At 61.6% G+C, this 15,658-nt stretch carries 16 protein-coding genes and 1 pseudogene; 5 read left to right on the top strand and 12 right to left on the bottom strand.

All coding sequences use genetic code 11. The annotated features are described in order from the left end of the window. Positions 1-6 precede the first annotated feature (6 nt). From AB4Z25_RS12070 to AB4Z25_RS12015, 12 genes and pseudogenes are all read right to left on the bottom strand, one after another. A complete protein-coding gene (locus tag AB4Z25_RS12070) occupies positions 7-780 on the bottom strand; it encodes an anti-sigma factor family protein (RefSeq protein ID WP_442208086.1) in 774 nt (257 codons plus the stop codon). Then, positions 780-1,307, bottom strand: a complete 528-nt coding sequence (locus tag AB4Z25_RS12065; protein ID WP_442208085.1) for an RNA polymerase sigma factor — start codon at positions 1,305-1,307, stop codon at positions 780-782. Before AB4Z25_RS12065 ends, AB4Z25_RS12070 begins: the two co-directional genes overlap by 1 nt. A 52-nt stretch (positions 1,308-1,359) precedes the next feature. Beyond that, positions 1,360-2,814 carry a YncE family protein gene (locus tag AB4Z25_RS12060; protein ID WP_442208084.1) on the bottom strand — a complete coding sequence of 485 codons (1,455 nt, stop codon included), beginning with the start codon at positions 2,812-2,814 and terminating at the stop codon, positions 1,360-1,362. Between the two features lie 15 nt (positions 2,815-2,829). Continuing rightward, complete coding sequence (locus AB4Z25_RS12055; RefSeq protein ID WP_442208083.1) at positions 2,830-3,312, bottom strand: DUF305 domain-containing protein; 483 nt, start codon at positions 3,310-3,312, stop codon at positions 2,830-2,832. Between the two features lie 61 nt (positions 3,313-3,373). Further along, the gene (locus tag AB4Z25_RS12050) at positions 3,374-3,991 is read right to left on the bottom strand and encodes a CopD family protein (RefSeq protein ID WP_442208082.1); all 618 of its coding nucleotides are present in this window, start codon (positions 3,989-3,991) and stop codon (positions 3,374-3,376) included. 244 nt (positions 3,992-4,235) lie between these two features. Further along, the gene (gene copC, locus AB4Z25_RS12045) at positions 4,236-4,604 is read right to left on the bottom strand and encodes a copper homeostasis periplasmic binding protein CopC (protein ID WP_442208081.1); all 369 of its coding nucleotides are present in this window, start codon (positions 4,602-4,604) and stop codon (positions 4,236-4,238) included. Positions 4,605-5,024: 420 nt separating this feature from the next. Beyond that, the gene (locus tag AB4Z25_RS12040) at positions 5,025-6,317 is read right to left on the bottom strand and encodes a glycerate kinase type-2 family protein (RefSeq protein WP_442208080.1); all 1,293 of its coding nucleotides are present in this window, start codon (positions 6,315-6,317) and stop codon (positions 5,025-5,027) included. Between the two features lie 6 nt (positions 6,318-6,323). Then, positions 6,324-6,986 (bottom strand): annotated as a pseudogene (locus AB4Z25_RS12035) (DUF993 family protein); the annotation flags it as partial. Between the two features lie 105 nt (positions 6,987-7,091). After that, positions 7,092-8,324 (bottom strand): ABC transporter substrate-binding protein, encoded by a 1,233-nt coding sequence (locus AB4Z25_RS12030; protein ID WP_442208334.1) that lies wholly within the window; start codon positions 8,322-8,324, stop codon positions 7,092-7,094. A 23-nt stretch (positions 8,325-8,347) separates the two neighbouring features. Then, positions 8,348-9,400 (bottom strand): aldo/keto reductase, encoded by a 1,053-nt coding sequence (locus AB4Z25_RS12025; protein ID WP_112516779.1) that lies wholly within the window; start codon positions 9,398-9,400, stop codon positions 8,348-8,350. Positions 9,401-9,410: 10 nt separating this feature from the next. Then, a complete protein-coding gene (locus AB4Z25_RS12020) occupies positions 9,411-9,761 on the bottom strand; it encodes a TIGR04076 family protein (RefSeq protein ID WP_112389144.1) in 351 nt (116 codons plus the stop codon). Next, positions 9,754-10,524, bottom strand: coding sequence for a GntR family transcriptional regulator (locus AB4Z25_RS12015; protein WP_442208079.1), 771 nt, complete (start codon positions 10,522-10,524; stop codon positions 9,754-9,756). Before AB4Z25_RS12015 ends, AB4Z25_RS12020 begins: the two co-directional genes overlap by 8 nt. A gap of 100 nt (positions 10,525-10,624) precedes the next feature. Between AB4Z25_RS12015 and AB4Z25_RS12010 the strand changes: the two genes are divergently transcribed. Genes AB4Z25_RS12010 through AB4Z25_RS11990 form a run of 5 tightly spaced genes read left to right on the top strand, consistent with a single transcriptional unit; the run spans position 10,625 to position 15,512 of the window. Continuing rightward, on the top strand, positions 10,625-11,434 hold the full coding sequence (locus AB4Z25_RS12010; RefSeq protein WP_112444664.1) for an ABC transporter ATP-binding protein: 810 nt from the start codon (positions 10,625-10,627) through the stop codon (positions 11,432-11,434). Then, entirely contained in the window at positions 11,431-12,171 is a 741-nt protein-coding gene (locus tag AB4Z25_RS12005; RefSeq protein WP_112444665.1) for a branched-chain amino acid ABC transporter ATP-binding protein, read from the top strand. Before AB4Z25_RS12010 ends, AB4Z25_RS12005 begins: the two co-directional genes overlap by 4 nt. Beyond that, complete coding sequence (locus AB4Z25_RS12000) at positions 12,168-13,079, top strand: branched-chain amino acid ABC transporter permease (RefSeq protein ID WP_112516761.1); 912 nt, start codon at positions 12,168-12,170, stop codon at positions 13,077-13,079. The genes AB4Z25_RS12005 and AB4Z25_RS12000 overlap by 4 nt, the downstream gene beginning before the upstream one ends. Further along, a complete protein-coding gene (locus AB4Z25_RS11995; RefSeq protein ID WP_442208078.1) occupies positions 13,076-14,047 on the top strand; it encodes a branched-chain amino acid ABC transporter permease in 972 nt (323 codons plus the stop codon). Before AB4Z25_RS12000 ends, AB4Z25_RS11995 begins: the two co-directional genes overlap by 4 nt. A 4-nt stretch (positions 14,048-14,051) precedes the next feature. Next, positions 14,052-15,512 carry an aldo/keto reductase gene (locus tag AB4Z25_RS11990; protein WP_112444671.1) on the top strand — a complete coding sequence of 487 codons (1,461 nt, stop codon included), beginning with the start codon at positions 14,052-14,054 and terminating at the stop codon, positions 15,510-15,512. Positions 15,513-15,658: the final 146 nt, after the last annotated feature.

Genomic DNA, 15,658 nt, shown 5'->3' with positions numbered 1-15,658 from the left:
GCACTGCTAAAGAGTTGTCGTCACCTGCGCGCGAACCTGATCGGCGAGCGGATGCAGGCTCTCCGACGACCGGGGCGCGACGACACTGTATCCCGTTCCCGAATTGGCCCACGACCAGCCATTCACGTCGCCATCGGCGTGCGGCACCATGGGCTTGTTCTGGTCAACGATCATGTGTCGCGCCATGACAACCAGCCGGCCACCCTTGTCGTCGTCGTAGACCAGCATGAAACCAGGGCCATGCGTTGTCGAGATTACCCGTCCGCCCATCAGACGGTACCCCGCCTGGGAGAGATCCGGGAGAATAGCCTTCTTCCCAAGAGTGGCCGATGCAAGGCTGGTCAGCTCGCCCATGTCATCGGCGCGGACCTCGACTGGTCGCACCGCGTCGGTGGCAAACGTACCATAGGTGGCGGAAGCCTCCTGCGCGAGAGCGGCAACGCCCTCGGAAGGCGGCATGGAGAAACCGCGCACGGACCAGCCGCCGGCCGCACCGGCGACGAGCAACACCATGGCCGCCGCCGCGTACCGCCACTTAGGCAGTCTCTCGGGCTGCCTGTTCGCCGCGATGTGGGCCAGGTTCAGCCGGACGGGGATCGGCTCCCGCGCGACTGGGTCGAGGGCCGCCCTCAAGCCTTCGGCCTGGCGCTGGAACTCGGCGGCGCGGGCGGCTTCGGCTCCATTGGCGTCCAGATAGGCTTCGACATCGTCTCGGCGTTCCGAAGGAAGCTGGTTGTCGACGTAGCCCTGAATATCGTCTTCCGTGACTGGCTTTCTCATCACTTAACACTCCTCAGATGCGGTCTTTCCGTGCCAGTCGATACCGGCTGTGGCTCAAGCAGTGCCCGGAGCTGCTCTCTTCCCCTTGAAAGTCTCGACATCACCGTTCCGATCGGAATACCCAATACCTTGGCTGCATCCGCATAGGAAAGGTCCTCGACCGAAACAAGCAAGATGACGCTGCGGTAGTCCGGTGGCAACCGTTCAATAGCTTGCATCACTTGCCCGCCGTAAACGGTCTCGTCCTGAGAGGCGGCTATGGAGTGGCTCTCCTCCGACATGCCCTCGATCGGCGTCGGGTAGCCCCGCCTCGCCTTCTGCCGTATGCGGTTCACAGCCAGATTGTGCAGGATGGAAAACACCCACGTCCTGGGGTTCTCGTTTCGCCTGCGATGCCAGTTGGCGACCACTTTCTCGAGGCAATCCTGAACCGTGTCGTCCGCAGCGTCTGCGTCGCCCAGCAGCCCGCGAGCGTAGCGCCGAAGCGTCGGGATAAGCGGTTCTACGAGCGTGAGCATGTCGTCCATCGGGCACCTCCGGAGTAAAGGAAGCCCGCCTCGTGGAGGCGGGCCAGCCACATCAATCGGCCTGTGTCTGGACGACACTGCCAGGCTTGCCGTCTATGGACGTCGCGATGACCAGGTACTGGCGCTCATCCTTGTGCTTGGCTTCGACGATCTGGCGGATTGGGCCGACCGCGTTGACGATCGCCGAGCCCGCGGGATTGGTCATGAAGTTCGCAAGCCCCTGCAGCGTGCCACTGCCGTCGGCCTTGTCGGAAAGCGCCAGCACGTATGGCTTCTTCGCATCCAGTCCCGTGACCGAGGCTTGCAGAACCTGTGTCAGGCCCTGGTTGAAGAGCGTGACGCTTGTCGGCGTGCCTTCCTTGCTCTTGCCCTTTGCCCCGAGTTTCAGATGGGCTGCGTCGCCTGCCGTTCCAAGGGGCACGAGGTTCTGCAATCCATCGCCTTCTGGTACGGCGTTGGGAACATATGCCACGGCTTGTGGTGCCTGGCCAATCGGAATGTTTGATACGACCTTGTTGGTGACGGTGTCGATGACGGCGAACTGGTCGGCATTTTCGAGGCCAACGTAGACGCGCGTTCCATCGCCCGAAGGCCAGATGCCATGCGGCAGGTTGCCGACAGGGATGGTCGCGACCTGCTCGAAAGTGTCGGTACGGAAGACCTTGACCTGGTTGAGACCACCGACTGTCACGTAGGCAAAACTGCCGTTCTTGTTGGTAACCAGGTTGACGTGATTGGTGATCGGACCGGTGTCGATCGTCTTGATCAGGTCGAACGGAGCCTGAGCGTTGAAGACCTGTGTCTTGCCGACGTCCTTAAGGGTGAACCATACCTGCTTGCCGTCCGGAGAGGCAGCGATGTTCGGGCAGAACGGGCTATCCTGCTTCACGTGGCCGACGATCTGATGGTCGGCGACGGAGACGACGACCGTCTCGGGATTGAAGGACGAGCAGATGTAGCCGTACTTTCCGTCAGGCGAGAAGATCTGCATGCCGGGGCCAGCCGGAACTTTGATCCTCATCTTCTCTTCGAAGGTCGCAGCGTCGATGACGGAAATGTAGTCCTCGCCGCGCACGGTCACCCAGACTTCCTTACCGTCAGGTGTGAAGAAGGCTTCGTGCGGAGACCTGCCGACATAGGTTGTGTGCTTTACTGCATTGGTGGCGGTATCGATAAAGGTCACAGAATTCGAACCGATCGACACGACGGCAAGCGTCTTGTGATCCGGGGAGAAGCCCATGCCGTGCACAAGGACCTGGCCCTTGTAGAGCGGGCTGAGGTTGCCCGGCTGCGGGTCGCCAAGCTTGATGACGCCAAGCAGTTTGTTGTCGACGGGATCGGTCACGGAAACCGTGTTCGAGAACTGCTCGGCCGCATAGACGCGGTCCTTGTGACTGATCGGAATGTCGCCGTCCGAAGCTGATCCCGGTGCCTGACCTGCAAAAGCGGCCAACGGGGAGAGGATGGAGCCCGCGAGCAGAAGTGCTGCGATCGATAAGCGTGTCATTGGTGGTCCTTTCACTTACATCTTCATATCAGGAGACATGGCTTTCATGGCTCCGGCTGGGGCAGTCTGCGGCGCGACTTGGGTCGGAGCCGCGTTGGATGGTGGCAGCGGGTCACCGACGGCGATCTTCATCGCGGCGATTTCCTGCTGTTGGTCGACGATGATTTCCTGGGCGATGCGCTTCAGCTGTTCGTTCGTGCCGTAGCGCAGGTATGCCTGCGCCATGTCGATGGCCCCCTTGTGATGAGGTGTCATCATGACGACGAAGTCACGGTCGATATCGCCTGATGGCTTCGCCTCCATGTCGTCCATCATCTTGGTCATCGCCATGTCGTTCTCGGCGAGGTAGGCCGCTTCCGGCGTGTCCGGCTGGCTTGCCACCGACGGCGTGTTTTCCACCTGTTGGCCGAACGCCTGGTATGCCGAGAATGCCGCCACGGATACGAGCAGCGTCGTGATCAGGTATCTGGAAGATCGGGTCATCGTCGTCTCCTTCATGTTGTTTCCACAAGCGTAGACATCGGCCGGAACGATTTATTCCGGCGACCACCAACTATTTTCAGACGGGATCCTGCAGGCCGAACGAGGCGAGCAGACCGAGCGCGACAAGGCCGAGGAAGATCTCCGTCAGGCTCCCGTACAGCAGGCAGGTTCGCGCACGGGCAGCATTCGTGCCAAACATCGGCACGAAAACGTATCGGTTGACGATGGCGAGGATCACCATCAGACCGACGGCCAGCACCTTGAGAAGAAGCTCCTGATCATATCTCGAAGAGAGGTCTGGCCAGATCCGCCCATGGACGAGCCAGGTGTTGAACAGGCCGCTTACGAGAACAAGTGAGACCGCGACGTGCCCTGCCAGGGAAAACCGCTTCAAGGATTCAAGGGCTGCCGTCCGTAGGTCGAGAACGGAAGATAGGCGAAGGAGGTGGATGAACGGAACGAGCGCTCCGAGCCATGCGGTTCCAGACAGGACGTGCACGATGTCGGTTCCTTGATGGGATAAGCTCGCGAGGCCTGAACCTTCGGTGGCATGTCCGCGCAGCGCGAGTTCGCCGAGCATGAGGCCGGTTACAACGACTGACGTCCGGTAGGCCTTCAACAGCGTCGACACAACAAGAGCGACTGCCGTCGCCGCCTGAATGGCAAAGGCCTGCCCGACCTCCGTTTCTGCCATTAGGTGGAGCGTCTCAGGATCGAAGACGGAACTCCACATGCCCGTCGCATTCGCCGCTGAAAGCCTGAAGCAGTTGTAACGACGACTACCACGACGCAAAAGGACACCATAGGGTCGAGCCTCTGCACGAGCGTGCCGGCGAGCGGACGCTTGGCGACGAACGACGCGTAGCCCAGGCCGCCCCATAACAGCCCGAGCGAACTGTCATGCAGGAAGCGGTTGGCAGCCATGGCGCTTTCGGGCGTCATGGCGCAACCGTGAAGTCAAACTTGCCGGCATTCCTGTGTCCATCCTTGGAAAGAACATGCCATTCCACATGATAGAGGCCCGCCTTGAGGGTTTTGGGCACGGTCGCAGAGAGCTGCCGCCCGCCCTCGCCGCCGACCTGCGAATCGCCGATCGCGACTGGCGCGCCTGTGCTGTCGGTGACGGTAATCGTGGAAAATGAGGGTTCGAGAGCTTCAGACATGTCGACAGACAAGACCGGGGGCGACGACACGGTCGCGCCGGAGGCAGGCAGTGATGTTTCAAGATGGGCGTGAGCCCAGGCAGGTGCAGAGATAGCAGCCACGCAGGCGGTAAGCAGAAGCAGTTTTGCTAGACGAAATGTCATGTCCGCGTTCCTTGTCAGCGAATGCCGAGTGTTCTTTTTGCGTAGACATCACGCAGCCCCGTTTATTCCAGGGAAACTGAAAAGTTCTCTCGCGGGGATCGCTTAGGGAGCGGATGCGACAAAAATTCTGGCAACCGCGTAGATCGACGATATAGCCGATCTGCTTTCGTCGGGTGCCGAAGCTCTCTTCGATTACAGACGTTCAGGCTTTGAGCGGATCTGAACCTAGCTTCTGGTGCAAAAGGTCCAATAACCAGTCCGATTAGCTTTGAGGCGTCAGCAGGAACTACAAGCGAGAGTAGCTGTCTTGGAGAGCTTCGTGGCCGATATTTGGGTCTGGCATCGCTAAGTACGATGCCACCCATACAAAAATGAGCGGTCATGCCAGATGTGCTGACGATCTTATTAGCGTGAGCGCTATCAAAAAACGACTACCGCCCGAAAATCGTTGACGTTTGTCCCGGTTGGTCCGGTCAGAAAAAGGTCTCCGATCGCGGCAAATCCAGTATAGCTATCGTTCCTAGAGAGCAGTGCCCGCGGATCTATTCTAAGTGACCGCAAGCGCCGGATCGTTGTGCCGTCCGCAAATGCACCTGCGTTTGTCTCCGAGCCGTCGATGCCGTCCGTATCCGCGGCGAGAACAACAGCCTGCATGCCATCGATTAACAGAGCCGCTGAAAGCGCAAATTCGGAGTTTCTTCCGCCTTTTCCGCCTGCCCCTCGGAGGGTAACCGTTGTTTCCCCTCCGGAGAGAAGAACCACCGGCTTTCCAAAAGGGCGATTGCGAAGTGCTATTTCACGCACGATCGCCGCGTGGACGTACGCAACGTCACGGGTCTCGCCTTCGATCGAGTCAGACAGGACCGCAGTTTGAAATCCGGACTTTTGAGCCAGCTCGGCTGCCGCATCCAACGAAATCGACGCGGAGGCAATGATATGGGCGGAATTCCGAGCGAACATGGGATCGCGTGGAGACGGCGCATCGGCATGTGGCGAGGATATATGTTCCAACATCCGCAATGGGAGACGGAGGGCGTAGTGGCGAATGGCGTCCAGCGCGTCCGTCCGTGTCCCATCATCCGGCAATGTGGGGCCGGATGCCACAAAGGCCGGATTGTCGCCTGGGATGTCGGAGACGACCAGACTGACGACTTTCGCCCTGGTGGCTGCGGCAAGCCGGCCGCCTTTGATCATCGAGAAATGCTTTCTGATGGCATTCATCGCCGAGATCGGCGCGCCAGACGAAAGGAGGATTTCGTTGAGTGCAATCTCGTCCTGAAGTGAGAAACCCGGCGGCGGAGCCGGGAGAAGCGCAGAGCCTCCTCCACAGACAAGAGCGATGACTAGGTCGTCCGGGCCCAGTTCGCTGATTGCGGCCGTCAATCTTCGCGCCGCCACTATCCCGGCAGCATCCGGAACGGGATGCGACGCCTCAATGACCTCAATGATTGTCGTTGGGCACCCATACCCATATCTGGTCACCACCACCCCGGAGAGTGGACCGTCCCAGAGTGCTTCAAGTGCGCGCGCCATTTGCGCCGCACCTTTCCCTGCGCCGACGACAACCGTGCGGCCCTTTGGCTTGGCTGGGAGGTGTTTACGAATTCCTACAACGGGGTCCGCAGCCGCGACGGCGGCATCAAACAGGCTCTTGAGAAAGAGCCTCGGGTCGAAGTCGGGATGCGAAGCGTTAAAACGATAAGGCGATGTCATCTGGCTTCACTCAACCCCGTACATGCCGACGAGATGGCGCATCCTTGCAACCGCAAGATCGGGGTGATCGAGCACGTTGGCCTGGTCTGCAAGCCGGAACACTTCCGCATAATGTAGGATTCCTCGCGCCGACTGCATGCCTGCCGGCATGCTGAAATGATCCTGATGGCCATTGAGCCATGCGAGAAAGACCACGCCCGCCTTGTAAAACTGTGTAGGTGCTTCGAAGATCTTGCGGGAGAGCGCCACTGTCGGGTCAAGCACCTCGTGGAACGTCGAGAGGTCATTGCGCGCGAGTGCTGCCAGTCCCTTCGATGCTGATGGCGCGACCACATCAAAGATCCCGAGCAGCGCATGGCTGTAATGCTCGCCATCCCCCTCGATCATGTCAGCGTAGTTGAAATCGTCCCCGGTAAAGCACAGGACACCATCCGGAAGGCAGCGCCGGAGGATGACTTCCTTCTCTTTATCGAGAAGCGAGATCTTGATGCCTTCCACCTTGTCTTTGCTGGCTTCGATAATGCGGATGACGATTTTGAGCGCCGAGCCGAAATCCGACGCCCCCCAATACCCTGTGAGGTTCGGATCGAACATATCGCCCAGGCCGTGAAGGACCACCTTGTCTTTGGCCTGCGAAAGTAGGTGCCCATAGACCTCTTCGTAGTCATCCGCAGCGAGAAATGGGTGCCGATGGTGGTACAGCATCGGCACCCGTGCACGATACGCTCACCCTTTGATGTAGTGGCTCGTGGAGTATCCTCGAGCTCACTCAATTCATTTTGCGGTCTTAATCTTGGTGACCTCTTCGGCGCTCAACTCACCGACCGTCGTCACCTCGCCGCCGCTGATCTTCCACAAGCGGAACGGACCTGTGATGTCGCCATACTTGTCGAAGCTGACAGGGCCGATAACACCTTCGTACTTGACCGGCTTGCCATTCTTGATGAGCTGCAGCGCCTTGGCGAACTCTTCCTTGCCAGCATGGATGGGCGTGCCACCCTCGGCGACGACCTCGTGCATGGCTACCTTAATGGCGGCCGCATCTGCCTTGCCGGCCTTGGCGATCGCCAGCGCCACGATTGCACCCGCGTCATAAGAGCGGTCGGCGGCCGGAGCCGAAGGCGAGATGCCGCCGGAGAAGGCCTCGTAGTTGCCATTGAAATATTCGGTCGACGCCGTAGGGCTGGTGCCGGAGGAGGTGCCATAGGCATTCTCGAGATACTGCGCGCCGACGCTCTCGATAAAGTCCTTGGAGTTCATGCCGTCGTTCAACAGGAAGGTCTGCTTGCCACCACCGGAAACCCAAGCGCGAGCAATGGTCGCGCCATCGACAGGCGTGCTGACGAGATAAAGCGCATCGGGGTCACCGGCCATCGCGGCGCTGGCTTCCGAGGCGTAGCTTGATTGCTTCTCGTTATAGGGCGTGGTCGAGGTGATCGTGCCGCCGAGCTTCTGATAGGCGGTCGAAAATTCCTTGACCATGTTCACGCCGAAGTCGTTGTTGACGTTGATGATCGCAATCTTCCTCAGGCCCTGGTCCATCGCGAACTTCGCGGCCGCGGTGCCCTGCAGCGCATCCGAGGTAATGGTGCGGAAGAAGACGCCGTTGGTCTTGCCGCTGCGGCCAAGCTCGGTCAGCGTTGGAGACGAGGATGCTGGCGAGACCTGCACCACGCCGGCCGGTGCCGTTACAGATGTCAGGATCGGGATCGATACCGACGAGATGATGCCACCGATGATGACGGGCACCTTCTTGATGTTGACGAGCTGGGTCGCCTGATCGACGGCGACGTTGCCCTGGCTCTGGCTGTCGCGAGTGTCGGCGACGACCTTGCAGCCATTGACGCCCCCGGCGTCGTTAATGTCCCGGAAGGCCATCTCGACGGACTTAGCGCCGGCCTGGCCATATTCACCGGCCGGACCGGTGAGCTCCATAACGAGGCCCACGGTGATGTCGCAATCGGCGGCCAGCGTCGGTGCCGTGGATGCCGCAAGGGCAGCTACCATGGCAGAAAGCAGGAATGTCGTTCTCATTTTTGTTCCCCTTTGTTGAGATTGTACTTCATGATGCTGCCGTGGCGGCCTTCCCTGTCCCGCTCCAGCGTATAGACGTCGCCGTCGAGCGGCTTTGATTGCGCAAGGATCGCATCGATCTCAACCCTGTCCTTCTCGCTTAGCGCGATATCGGCGATTGCAAGATTGGACTTCAGGTGATCCCGATTGCGGGCGCCGACGATGACGGCGGCGACGCCTGGCTTGGTCAGCATCGCTGCACTTGCGATCGTGGCAATATCGGTATCGTGCCGGTCGGCGATCTCGCGCAGCGTCGACAGCAGCGCCTGGAATAGATCCCAACCGCCAAAATCGTCGATGATCAGCTTGTACTTCGTCAGTGAACGGTTCTCGAGCGGATGTTCCGGTTCCGGCTGGCCGAGCCAGCGATCGCCGAGGAAGCCGCCGGCGACGGTACCGTAGCAGAACAGCGCGAAGTTCTTTTCGCCGGCAAGCGCCGCCATGCGCTTTTCCGGGCGCCGGTCGAGCAGCGAGTATTGCAGCTGCAGCGAGGTGAAGGGCACGTCGGAACCGATGATCGCTTTGATATGATCCGTGTCGAAATTGGTGCCGCTGATCTTGCCGATCTTGCCGGCCTCATGCAGCTCCTTCAGCCAGCCCGCCGTTTCCAGCCAGCCCTCGATATCATAGGCCCACCAGTGGAATTGCACGAGATCGAGGCAGTCGAGGTTGAGCCGCTTGCGCGAGGTATCGATGACGCCTTCAACATAAGCCTTGCTGATGTTTGGTAGGACGGTCAGATCGGGCACGAATTTGGTGTGGACGCGGATGCGCGACAGCGCCTGAGTGCCACGCAGGTTCTTGTAGGCGACGCGAAAACGGCCGATCAGCTCCTCGACGCCTGTATAGATGTCAGCGCAGTCGAAAGTGGTGATCCCGGCGTCGGCAAAGGCGATCATGTCCTCGACAGCGCTGCCGCCATCGATCGCGCCGTGGCCGCCCGCCAGCTGCCAGCCGCCGCGAATGACGCGGGAGATTTCGTAACCGGGGGCGATGGTGATGCGCTGCATGTCTTTCAGCCTATTGGTCATTCAAGGGAACCGCCGTGGTGGCGGCATGGCTGAAACGGCGGATACCCGTGCGGGTGATCCTGAGCCGTGTCGAGCAATTGGGGTCCGGGCAAGCGATGTCGGCGTCCGTCGTCATCCAGTCGTTGCGATCCGTCGGGCGTTGCTTTGCCGCGAGCAGCGGCAGCACGGAGGAGAGCGAGTAGATCGAGATCCCCTGTCCCTCCGGCAGATGCAGCATCTCGCCCTTGAGCTCGAAATGATCGCCAGGCTTGGCGCCGCAGTAAACCGCGCCGCCTTCGGGAATGATCACGTCGACCCTCAGATCGAACAGGTCGAAGCCGTCGTCGATGGGTTCAGGCATGGTGACCTCCCGATGCATTGCCGTTGGGTTCGGCATCCAGCCGCCCGCGGATGAGATCGAAGGAGCGGCTGATGTCGTTGGAAAGCGATTGCATCGCGGCCTCGACATCGCGATTTTCCAGCGCACCGATCAGCGCCCAATGATGATTGGTGGCGGCAAGTCCGCCCTCTTCGTCATGAATATGCGCGGCCTTGCGAATGATCGCGCCCGACTGAAGCCACAGGCTCTCGACGATCGGGATGAGCACCTGCGAGCGCGCCGCATGATAGATGTGGAAATGGAACTGCTGGTTCAGCGCCGAGGTGGCATGGCCGATATCCTTGCCATGCTGCTCGAAAGCGAGATCGCAATCGACATTGATCTGCTTCAGCACGGCAAAATCGTCATCCGTCAGATTGGGCAGCGCCAGCGCAACCATCTGGCCCTCGATCAAGATGCGGGCGCGGGCCAGATCGTCCAGCCGCTCGCGGCTGATCAGCGGCACGCGCACCGAGCGATTGGGTAGCGATTCCAGCGCCTGCTCGGACACGAGGCGGCCAAGCGCCTCGCGGACCGGCATGGTGCTCGTCTGCAGCCGCTCGGCCAGATCGACGATGCGCAACACGTCGCCGGCGTCGAACATGCCGTTGATCAGAGAGTTGCGCAGCTGCGCGTAGACGCGGTCTTGCAGCGTTTCGCGCCCGACCGGCGACAGCGCGTCGTCACGGTCGTGACCACCATCGGCCGGTTTCCTCGCATGGGCTCCTCTCGATGGGACTACCATCGAGCCTGCTCCGTGAGACACCGCTTTTTTCGGTTGCTTTTCACCATGGGGTAAAGTTTGATCAAACATCACCAATCAAATCAAGAGACTTCTTTTCTCCATGCCTTTGCCAGTGCCAGACGCCCCATCGAAAGCGGCAGAACCCGCCAGAGCCGTGATCGACGCGCGCGACTTGGTGAAGTCGTTTCAGGGCAACGTGGCCGTCGGCGGCATGTCGCTCAGGCTTGGCGAAGGTGAGATGGTTGGCCTCATCGGCCCGAATGGCGCCGGCAAAACCACGTTGTTCAACCTGATTGCCGGAAGCCTGAAGCCGACATCGGGCGAAATCTGGATCGGCGGCCGCGAAGTGTCGCAGGAGAGCCCAGAGCAGAGAATCGGTCGTGGCGTCGGCCGGACTTTCCAGATTCCGAAGCCCTTTCTCGAAATGACGGTGCTCGAAAATGTACTCGTGGGCGCGCAGGCCCAAGACGGCGAGCGGCTGTTCGCGAACTTCCTGCGCTTTGGTCATGTCAGGCAACAGGAGCGGTTGGCGATCGAAAAGGCGCGTGCGCTGTTGGAGTTCGTCACCTTGTCGGGCCTAGAGGGACAGCCGGCGAAGGTTCTCTCGGGCGGACAGCGCAAGCTGCTGGAACTCGCACGCATCCTGATGGCCGATCCGCAGGCGATTCTGCTCGACGAACCGGCGGCCGGCGTCAACCCCGCGCTCCTGGAGACGATCATGGAACGCGTGCTGGATCTCAACGCGCGGGGCAAGTCCATCCTGCTGATCGAACACAATATGGATATGGTGGCGCGGCTTTGCAGCCGCGTCGTCGCCATGGCACTCGGCAAGCCGCTGGCCGAGGGCACGCCCGCCGACGTCGCCGCCAATCCCGAGGTCATCGAAGCCTATCTCGGAGCGGCGGCATGACCACGCCGGCGCTTCAAACCCGCGCGCTGGTCGCCGGCTACGAACCCGACCTGCCGATCGTGCGCGGCATCGATCTCTCGGTTGCGCAGGGAGAATTGCTGGTGCTGCTCGGACCGAACGGAGCCGGAAAGTCGACATTCGTCAAGGCGATCGCCGGCGTGGTGCCGATCCACTCGGGAAGCGTGATGCTGGGCCAGCGGGAGATCACCCACGTCGCATCCCACCGCAAGATCGGCGAAGGCCTCGCCTTCGTTCCGCAGACGGAAAACATCTTCGCGACGCTCACCATCCACGAAAACCTGCAGCTTGCCGCCGCCGTCCTGCCGAAGGCTCTGCGAGGCGAACGGATCGCCGCGCTCTATCGTCGCTTCCCCGATCTCGCCAGCAAACCCACACGTTTGGCCGGCGCATTGTCGGGAGGACAGCGGCAGATGCTGGCCGTTGCCCGCGCGCTCATCGTCGATCCCTCCGTGCTCATCCTCGACGAACCCTCGGCCGGCCTGTCGCCCAAAATCGTCGGCGAGGTGTTTTCGATGCTGAAAGAGATCAACGCCGGCGGTGTCACCGTCATTCTGGTCGAGCAGAACGTCAAGGCGGCCGTTGCGATCGCCAACCGCGCCGTCATCCTAGTCGAGGGCAGGATCAGGCATGAGGGCGAGGCGTCCTCGCTGCTCGCCGACCCGTTGATCGCCAAGCTCTATCTCGGCACCACCACGCAGGCGGCGGAGGCACCATGAACCCGCAATTTCTCATGGATGGCCTGATTGCCGGCGCGATGATCGGCCTTGGCGCCATCGGCGTGACGCTTACCTATTCGATCCTGCGCTTTGCCAATTTCGCGCATGGCGAGATGCTCTCCTGGGGCGCCTATCTGGCACTCGCCGTCAGCGGCGGCCTCGGGCTCCTGTCGACCACGTTGACGAAGCCGATCGGCCCCTTCTCCTTCGGCTGGTCGCTACCGCTTGCGGCCGTGATCGCGATCCTGCTCACGGGCTTGCTTGCACTTGCCGTGGATGCGGTGCTGTTCGGGCGTCTGCGGGCGCGCGGCGGCGCGATCATCATTCTCGTCATGGCGAGCTTCGGCGCCTCGCTTGCGCTGCGCAGCCTGCTCGAATTCATCTTCACCTCGAAGCCCGCCTATTACACCAAGGCGCTGCAAATCGCCGTGAAGATCGGTGGCGGCCTGCGAGCCACGCCCGACCAGCTCCTGTCGCTCGGCCTGTCGCTGGTTGCGGTCGTCGCGATCCACCTGCTGATGACCCGCACCGACATCGGCCGCTCCATGCGCGCCGTGAGCGAGAATCCGGCTTTGGCGGGCATTGCCGGCGTCGACGTGCGCCGTGTGATCCGCGTCGTCTGGTTCGTCGGCGCTGCCCTCGCCTGCATCGCCGGCATCATGACCGGGCTGCTCGTACAGATCCGCCCCTATCTTGGCCATGACCTGCTGCTGCCGCTGTTTGCAGCCGCAATCCTCGGCGGGATTGGCAGCGTTCCCGGCGCGATGATCGCTGGATTGATCGTCGGCCTGTCGGAAGCAGCAGCCGTGCAGGTCGTCGGCGCTGAGTGGCGGGCGGCTGTCTCTTTCGTCATCCTGGTGGCGGTGCTGCTTCTTCGCCCGCGCGGCCTGTTCGGGAGGGCGGCATGAGCCTTGATCTGATCGCCTACGCAGCCTTCTTCCTGACGATGGCACTGACCTATGCCATCATGTGCCTCGGCCTCAATGTGCAGTGGGGCCAGACCGGCCTCTTCAACGTCGGCATCGCCGCCTTCGTCGCGATCGGCGCCTATGTGTCGGCGCTTTTGACGACGCCGGATGCGCCCGGCCGCTTTGGCGGTTTCGACCTGCCGATCGCCATTGGTTGGCTCGGCGGCGCGCTGGTCGCCGGGCTTGCCGCCTGGCTGGTCGGTGCGCTCACCATAAGGCTGCGATCCGATTATCTCGCCATCGCCACCTTCGGCGTCGCGGTCACGGTGCAGCTCTGTGTGCTGAACCTGCAACCGCTAACCGGCGGCGCCTTCGGCATCGGCTTCATTCCGCGCCCGTTCGGCAGCCTTGCCGCTGATCCGCTGGCATTTTCCCTTTCCAATCTCGCGCTGATGGCGGGCGTTGTGCTGGCGCTCTATCTGGCGCTCCAGCATCTCGCCAAGAGCCCCTGGGGCCGCGTGCTGCGCGCGATCCGCGAGGATGAAAGCGCTGCAAAGGCGCTCGGCAAGCGGCCTATCCGCTTTCGTCTGCCGGCCTTCACCATCGGCGGCGCCATCATGGGGCTGGCAGGGGCCGCGCAAGGACATTTCATCGGCTTCATCGCTCCCGACAATTATCTGCCGATCCTGACCTTCCAGGTCTGGGCGATGCTGATCGTCGGCGGCTCCGGCAACAATCGCGGCGCCATACTCGGCGCGGTGCTGGTCTGGGGACTGTGGGCGCTGTCGGCGGCCGCCGTCTCCGCGTTCGTGCCGCCCGAGCAGCAGGCCCGCGCGGCGTCGCTGCAGATCGTCATGATCGGCGTCGGGCTCTGCCTCATCTTGCTCCTGCGCCCTCGCGGCATTCTCGGCGCCTCAAATGCGCTGGCATCGCTGACGAGCAAGCGCAAACAGACATCCAGGGAATAACGACATGTCCACCACGCCCCCACGCATAGCCCTCACCAAGGATCTCTCCATCAGCCGCATCGTCTGCGGTCTCTGGCAGGTGGCCGACATCGAGAAGAACGGCACCGTGATCAATCCCGACAAGGGCGCCGATGTGCTGCAGGCCTATGCGCTGGATGGTTTCGATACGTTCGACATGGCCGATCACTATGGTTCGGCGGAGCTGATCACCGGTCGCCTGCTGTCGCGCTATCAGAACGGCCAGCGGCCAGTCGCCTTCACCAAATGGTGCCCGGAGCCGGGACCGATGACGGCTGATGTCGTGCGTCGTGGCGTCGAGGAGCGATTGACGAGACTTGGTGTCGACAAGGTGGATCTACTGCAATTCCACTGGTGGAGCTTCGAGCATCCAGCGTGGCTCGACGCACTGCACGAGATGCAGCGCCTGCGCGGGGAAGGCCTGATCGGCGCGCTCGGCCTCACCAATTTCGATGCTGGACATCTGGCGCTGGCACTCGCCGACGGCATCGAGATCGCCAGCAATCAGGTCTCGTTCTCCCTCGTCGACCGCCGCGCGGCCGGTGCGCTCTCGAAGCTCTGCGCCAATAGCGGCGTCAAGCTTCTCGCCTATGGGACGCTCTGCGGCGGATTTCTGTCCGAGAAGTGGCTGGGCCAACTGGAACCGACTGGTATCGCCGATTGGAGCCGCTCAAAGTACAAGCGCTTCATCGACATCGCCGGCGGCTGGCAGGCCTTCCAGGGCATTCTCAGCGCAGCCCAAACCATCGCGACCAAGCACGGCGTGTCGATCTCCAACGTCGCGAGCCGCTGGGTTCTGGAGCACGACGCGGTGGCCGCCACCATCGTCGGCGCGCGCATCGGCGAAAACGAGCATCGCGGCGACAATCTGAACGTCTTCTCTTTTGCGCTCGACGAAGAGGATCACGCCGCGTTGAACGCTACCTTTGATGAGACGCAGCCCATTCCCGGCGACTGCGGCGACGAATACCGCAAGCCGCCATTCCTCACGGCATCCGGCGACCTCAGCCACCATCTCGATGCCATTCCATCCGTCTACACGGCTGAGCCGGTACCCGGTCGTCCCGGCCGTTCGCGTGTCTCATCCGGCAGCATCTGGGAACCGATCGCGGGCTATAGCCGGGCCGTCAGGGTGGGGGATCGCATTATGGTCTCCGGCACGACCGCGACGCATGGCACCAACCGCTGCGTAGCGCCGGGCGATGCCGGCGCGCAGGCGACCTACATTCTCGACAAGATCGCCGCCTCCATTTCGGCGCTTGGCGGCAAGATGGAAGACGTGGCCAGGACCCGCATCTATCTGCGTGATGCCAATCAGTGGGAGCCGGTCTCGCGCGCGCACGGACGCGCCTTCGCCTCGGTTCTTCCTGCCAACACGCTGATCGAGGCCGGCAATCTGATCGGCGATTACGAGGTCGAGATCGAGGCGGAAGCGATCTGCGACTGAGTACATGCAACATAAAGTAGGGTTAGACGCTTTCCCTATCAACATCATTCGTGCTGACGGAGATGGCTGCACCGGTGCTTGGCTGCACTTCTGCATCTGTCCGCTTAAGAGATCGCCCCCAGCGACACCGATCGAATGTGCGTCAC

The sequence above is a fragment of the Rhizobium sp. RAF36 genome (assembly GCF_052114105.1).
Taxonomy (GTDB): Bacteria; Pseudomonadota; Alphaproteobacteria; order Rhizobiales; family Rhizobiaceae; genus Rhizobium.
Note: the sequence above shows the minus strand (reverse complement) of the source record. Positions and strands in the feature narration are given on the sequence as shown.

Excerpts from the sequence above, each read along its gene's own strand:
- AB4Z25_RS12015 (WP_442208079.1), bottom strand. The coding sequence starts at position 10,524 with ATGGTAGTCCCATCGAGAGGAGCCCATGCGAGGAAACCGGCCGATGGT.
- AB4Z25_RS12065 (WP_442208085.1), bottom strand. The coding sequence starts at position 1,307 with ATGGACGACATGCTCACGCTCGTAGAACCGCTTATCCCGACGCTTCGG.
- AB4Z25_RS12000 (WP_112516761.1), top strand. The coding sequence starts at position 12,168 with ATGAACCCGCAATTTCTCATGGATGGCCTGATTGCCGGCGCGATGATC.
- copC (WP_442208081.1), bottom strand. The coding sequence starts at position 4,604 with ATGACATTTCGTCTAGCAAAACTGCTTCTGCTTACCGCCTGCGTGGCT.
- AB4Z25_RS12060 (WP_442208084.1), bottom strand. The coding sequence starts at position 2,814 with ATGACACGCTTATCGATCGCAGCACTTCTGCTCGCGGGCTCCATCCTC.
- AB4Z25_RS11990 (WP_112444671.1), top strand. The coding sequence starts at position 14,052 with ATGTCCACCACGCCCCCACGCATAGCCCTCACCAAGGATCTCTCCATC.
- AB4Z25_RS12030 (WP_442208334.1), bottom strand. The coding sequence starts at position 8,324 with ATGGTAGCTGCCCTTGCGGCATCCACGGCACCGACGCTGGCCGCCGAT.
- AB4Z25_RS12070 (WP_442208086.1), bottom strand. The coding sequence starts at position 780 with ATGAGAAAGCCAGTCACGGAAGACGATATTCAGGGCTACGTCGACAAC.
- AB4Z25_RS12055 (WP_442208083.1), bottom strand. The coding sequence starts at position 3,312 with ATGAAGGAGACGACGATGACCCGATCTTCCAGATACCTGATCACGACG.
- AB4Z25_RS12040 (WP_442208080.1), bottom strand. The coding sequence starts at position 6,317 with ATGACATCGCCTTATCGTTTTAACGCTTCGCATCCCGACTTCGACCCG.
- AB4Z25_RS12025 (WP_112516779.1), bottom strand. The coding sequence starts at position 9,400 with ATGCAGCGCATCACCATCGCCCCCGGTTACGAAATCTCCCGCGTCATT.
- AB4Z25_RS12005 (WP_112444665.1), top strand. The coding sequence starts at position 11,431 with ATGACCACGCCGGCGCTTCAAACCCGCGCGCTGGTCGCCGGCTACGAA.
- AB4Z25_RS11995 (WP_442208078.1), top strand. The coding sequence starts at position 13,076 with ATGAGCCTTGATCTGATCGCCTACGCAGCCTTCTTCCTGACGATGGCA.
- AB4Z25_RS12050 (WP_442208082.1), bottom strand. The coding sequence starts at position 3,991 with ATGGCAGAAACGGAGGTCGGGCAGGCCTTTGCCATTCAGGCGGCGACG.
- AB4Z25_RS12020 (WP_112389144.1), bottom strand. The coding sequence starts at position 9,761 with ATGCCTGAACCCATCGACGACGGCTTCGACCTGTTCGATCTGAGGGTC.
- AB4Z25_RS12010 (WP_112444664.1), top strand. The coding sequence starts at position 10,625 with ATGCCTTTGCCAGTGCCAGACGCCCCATCGAAAGCGGCAGAACCCGCC.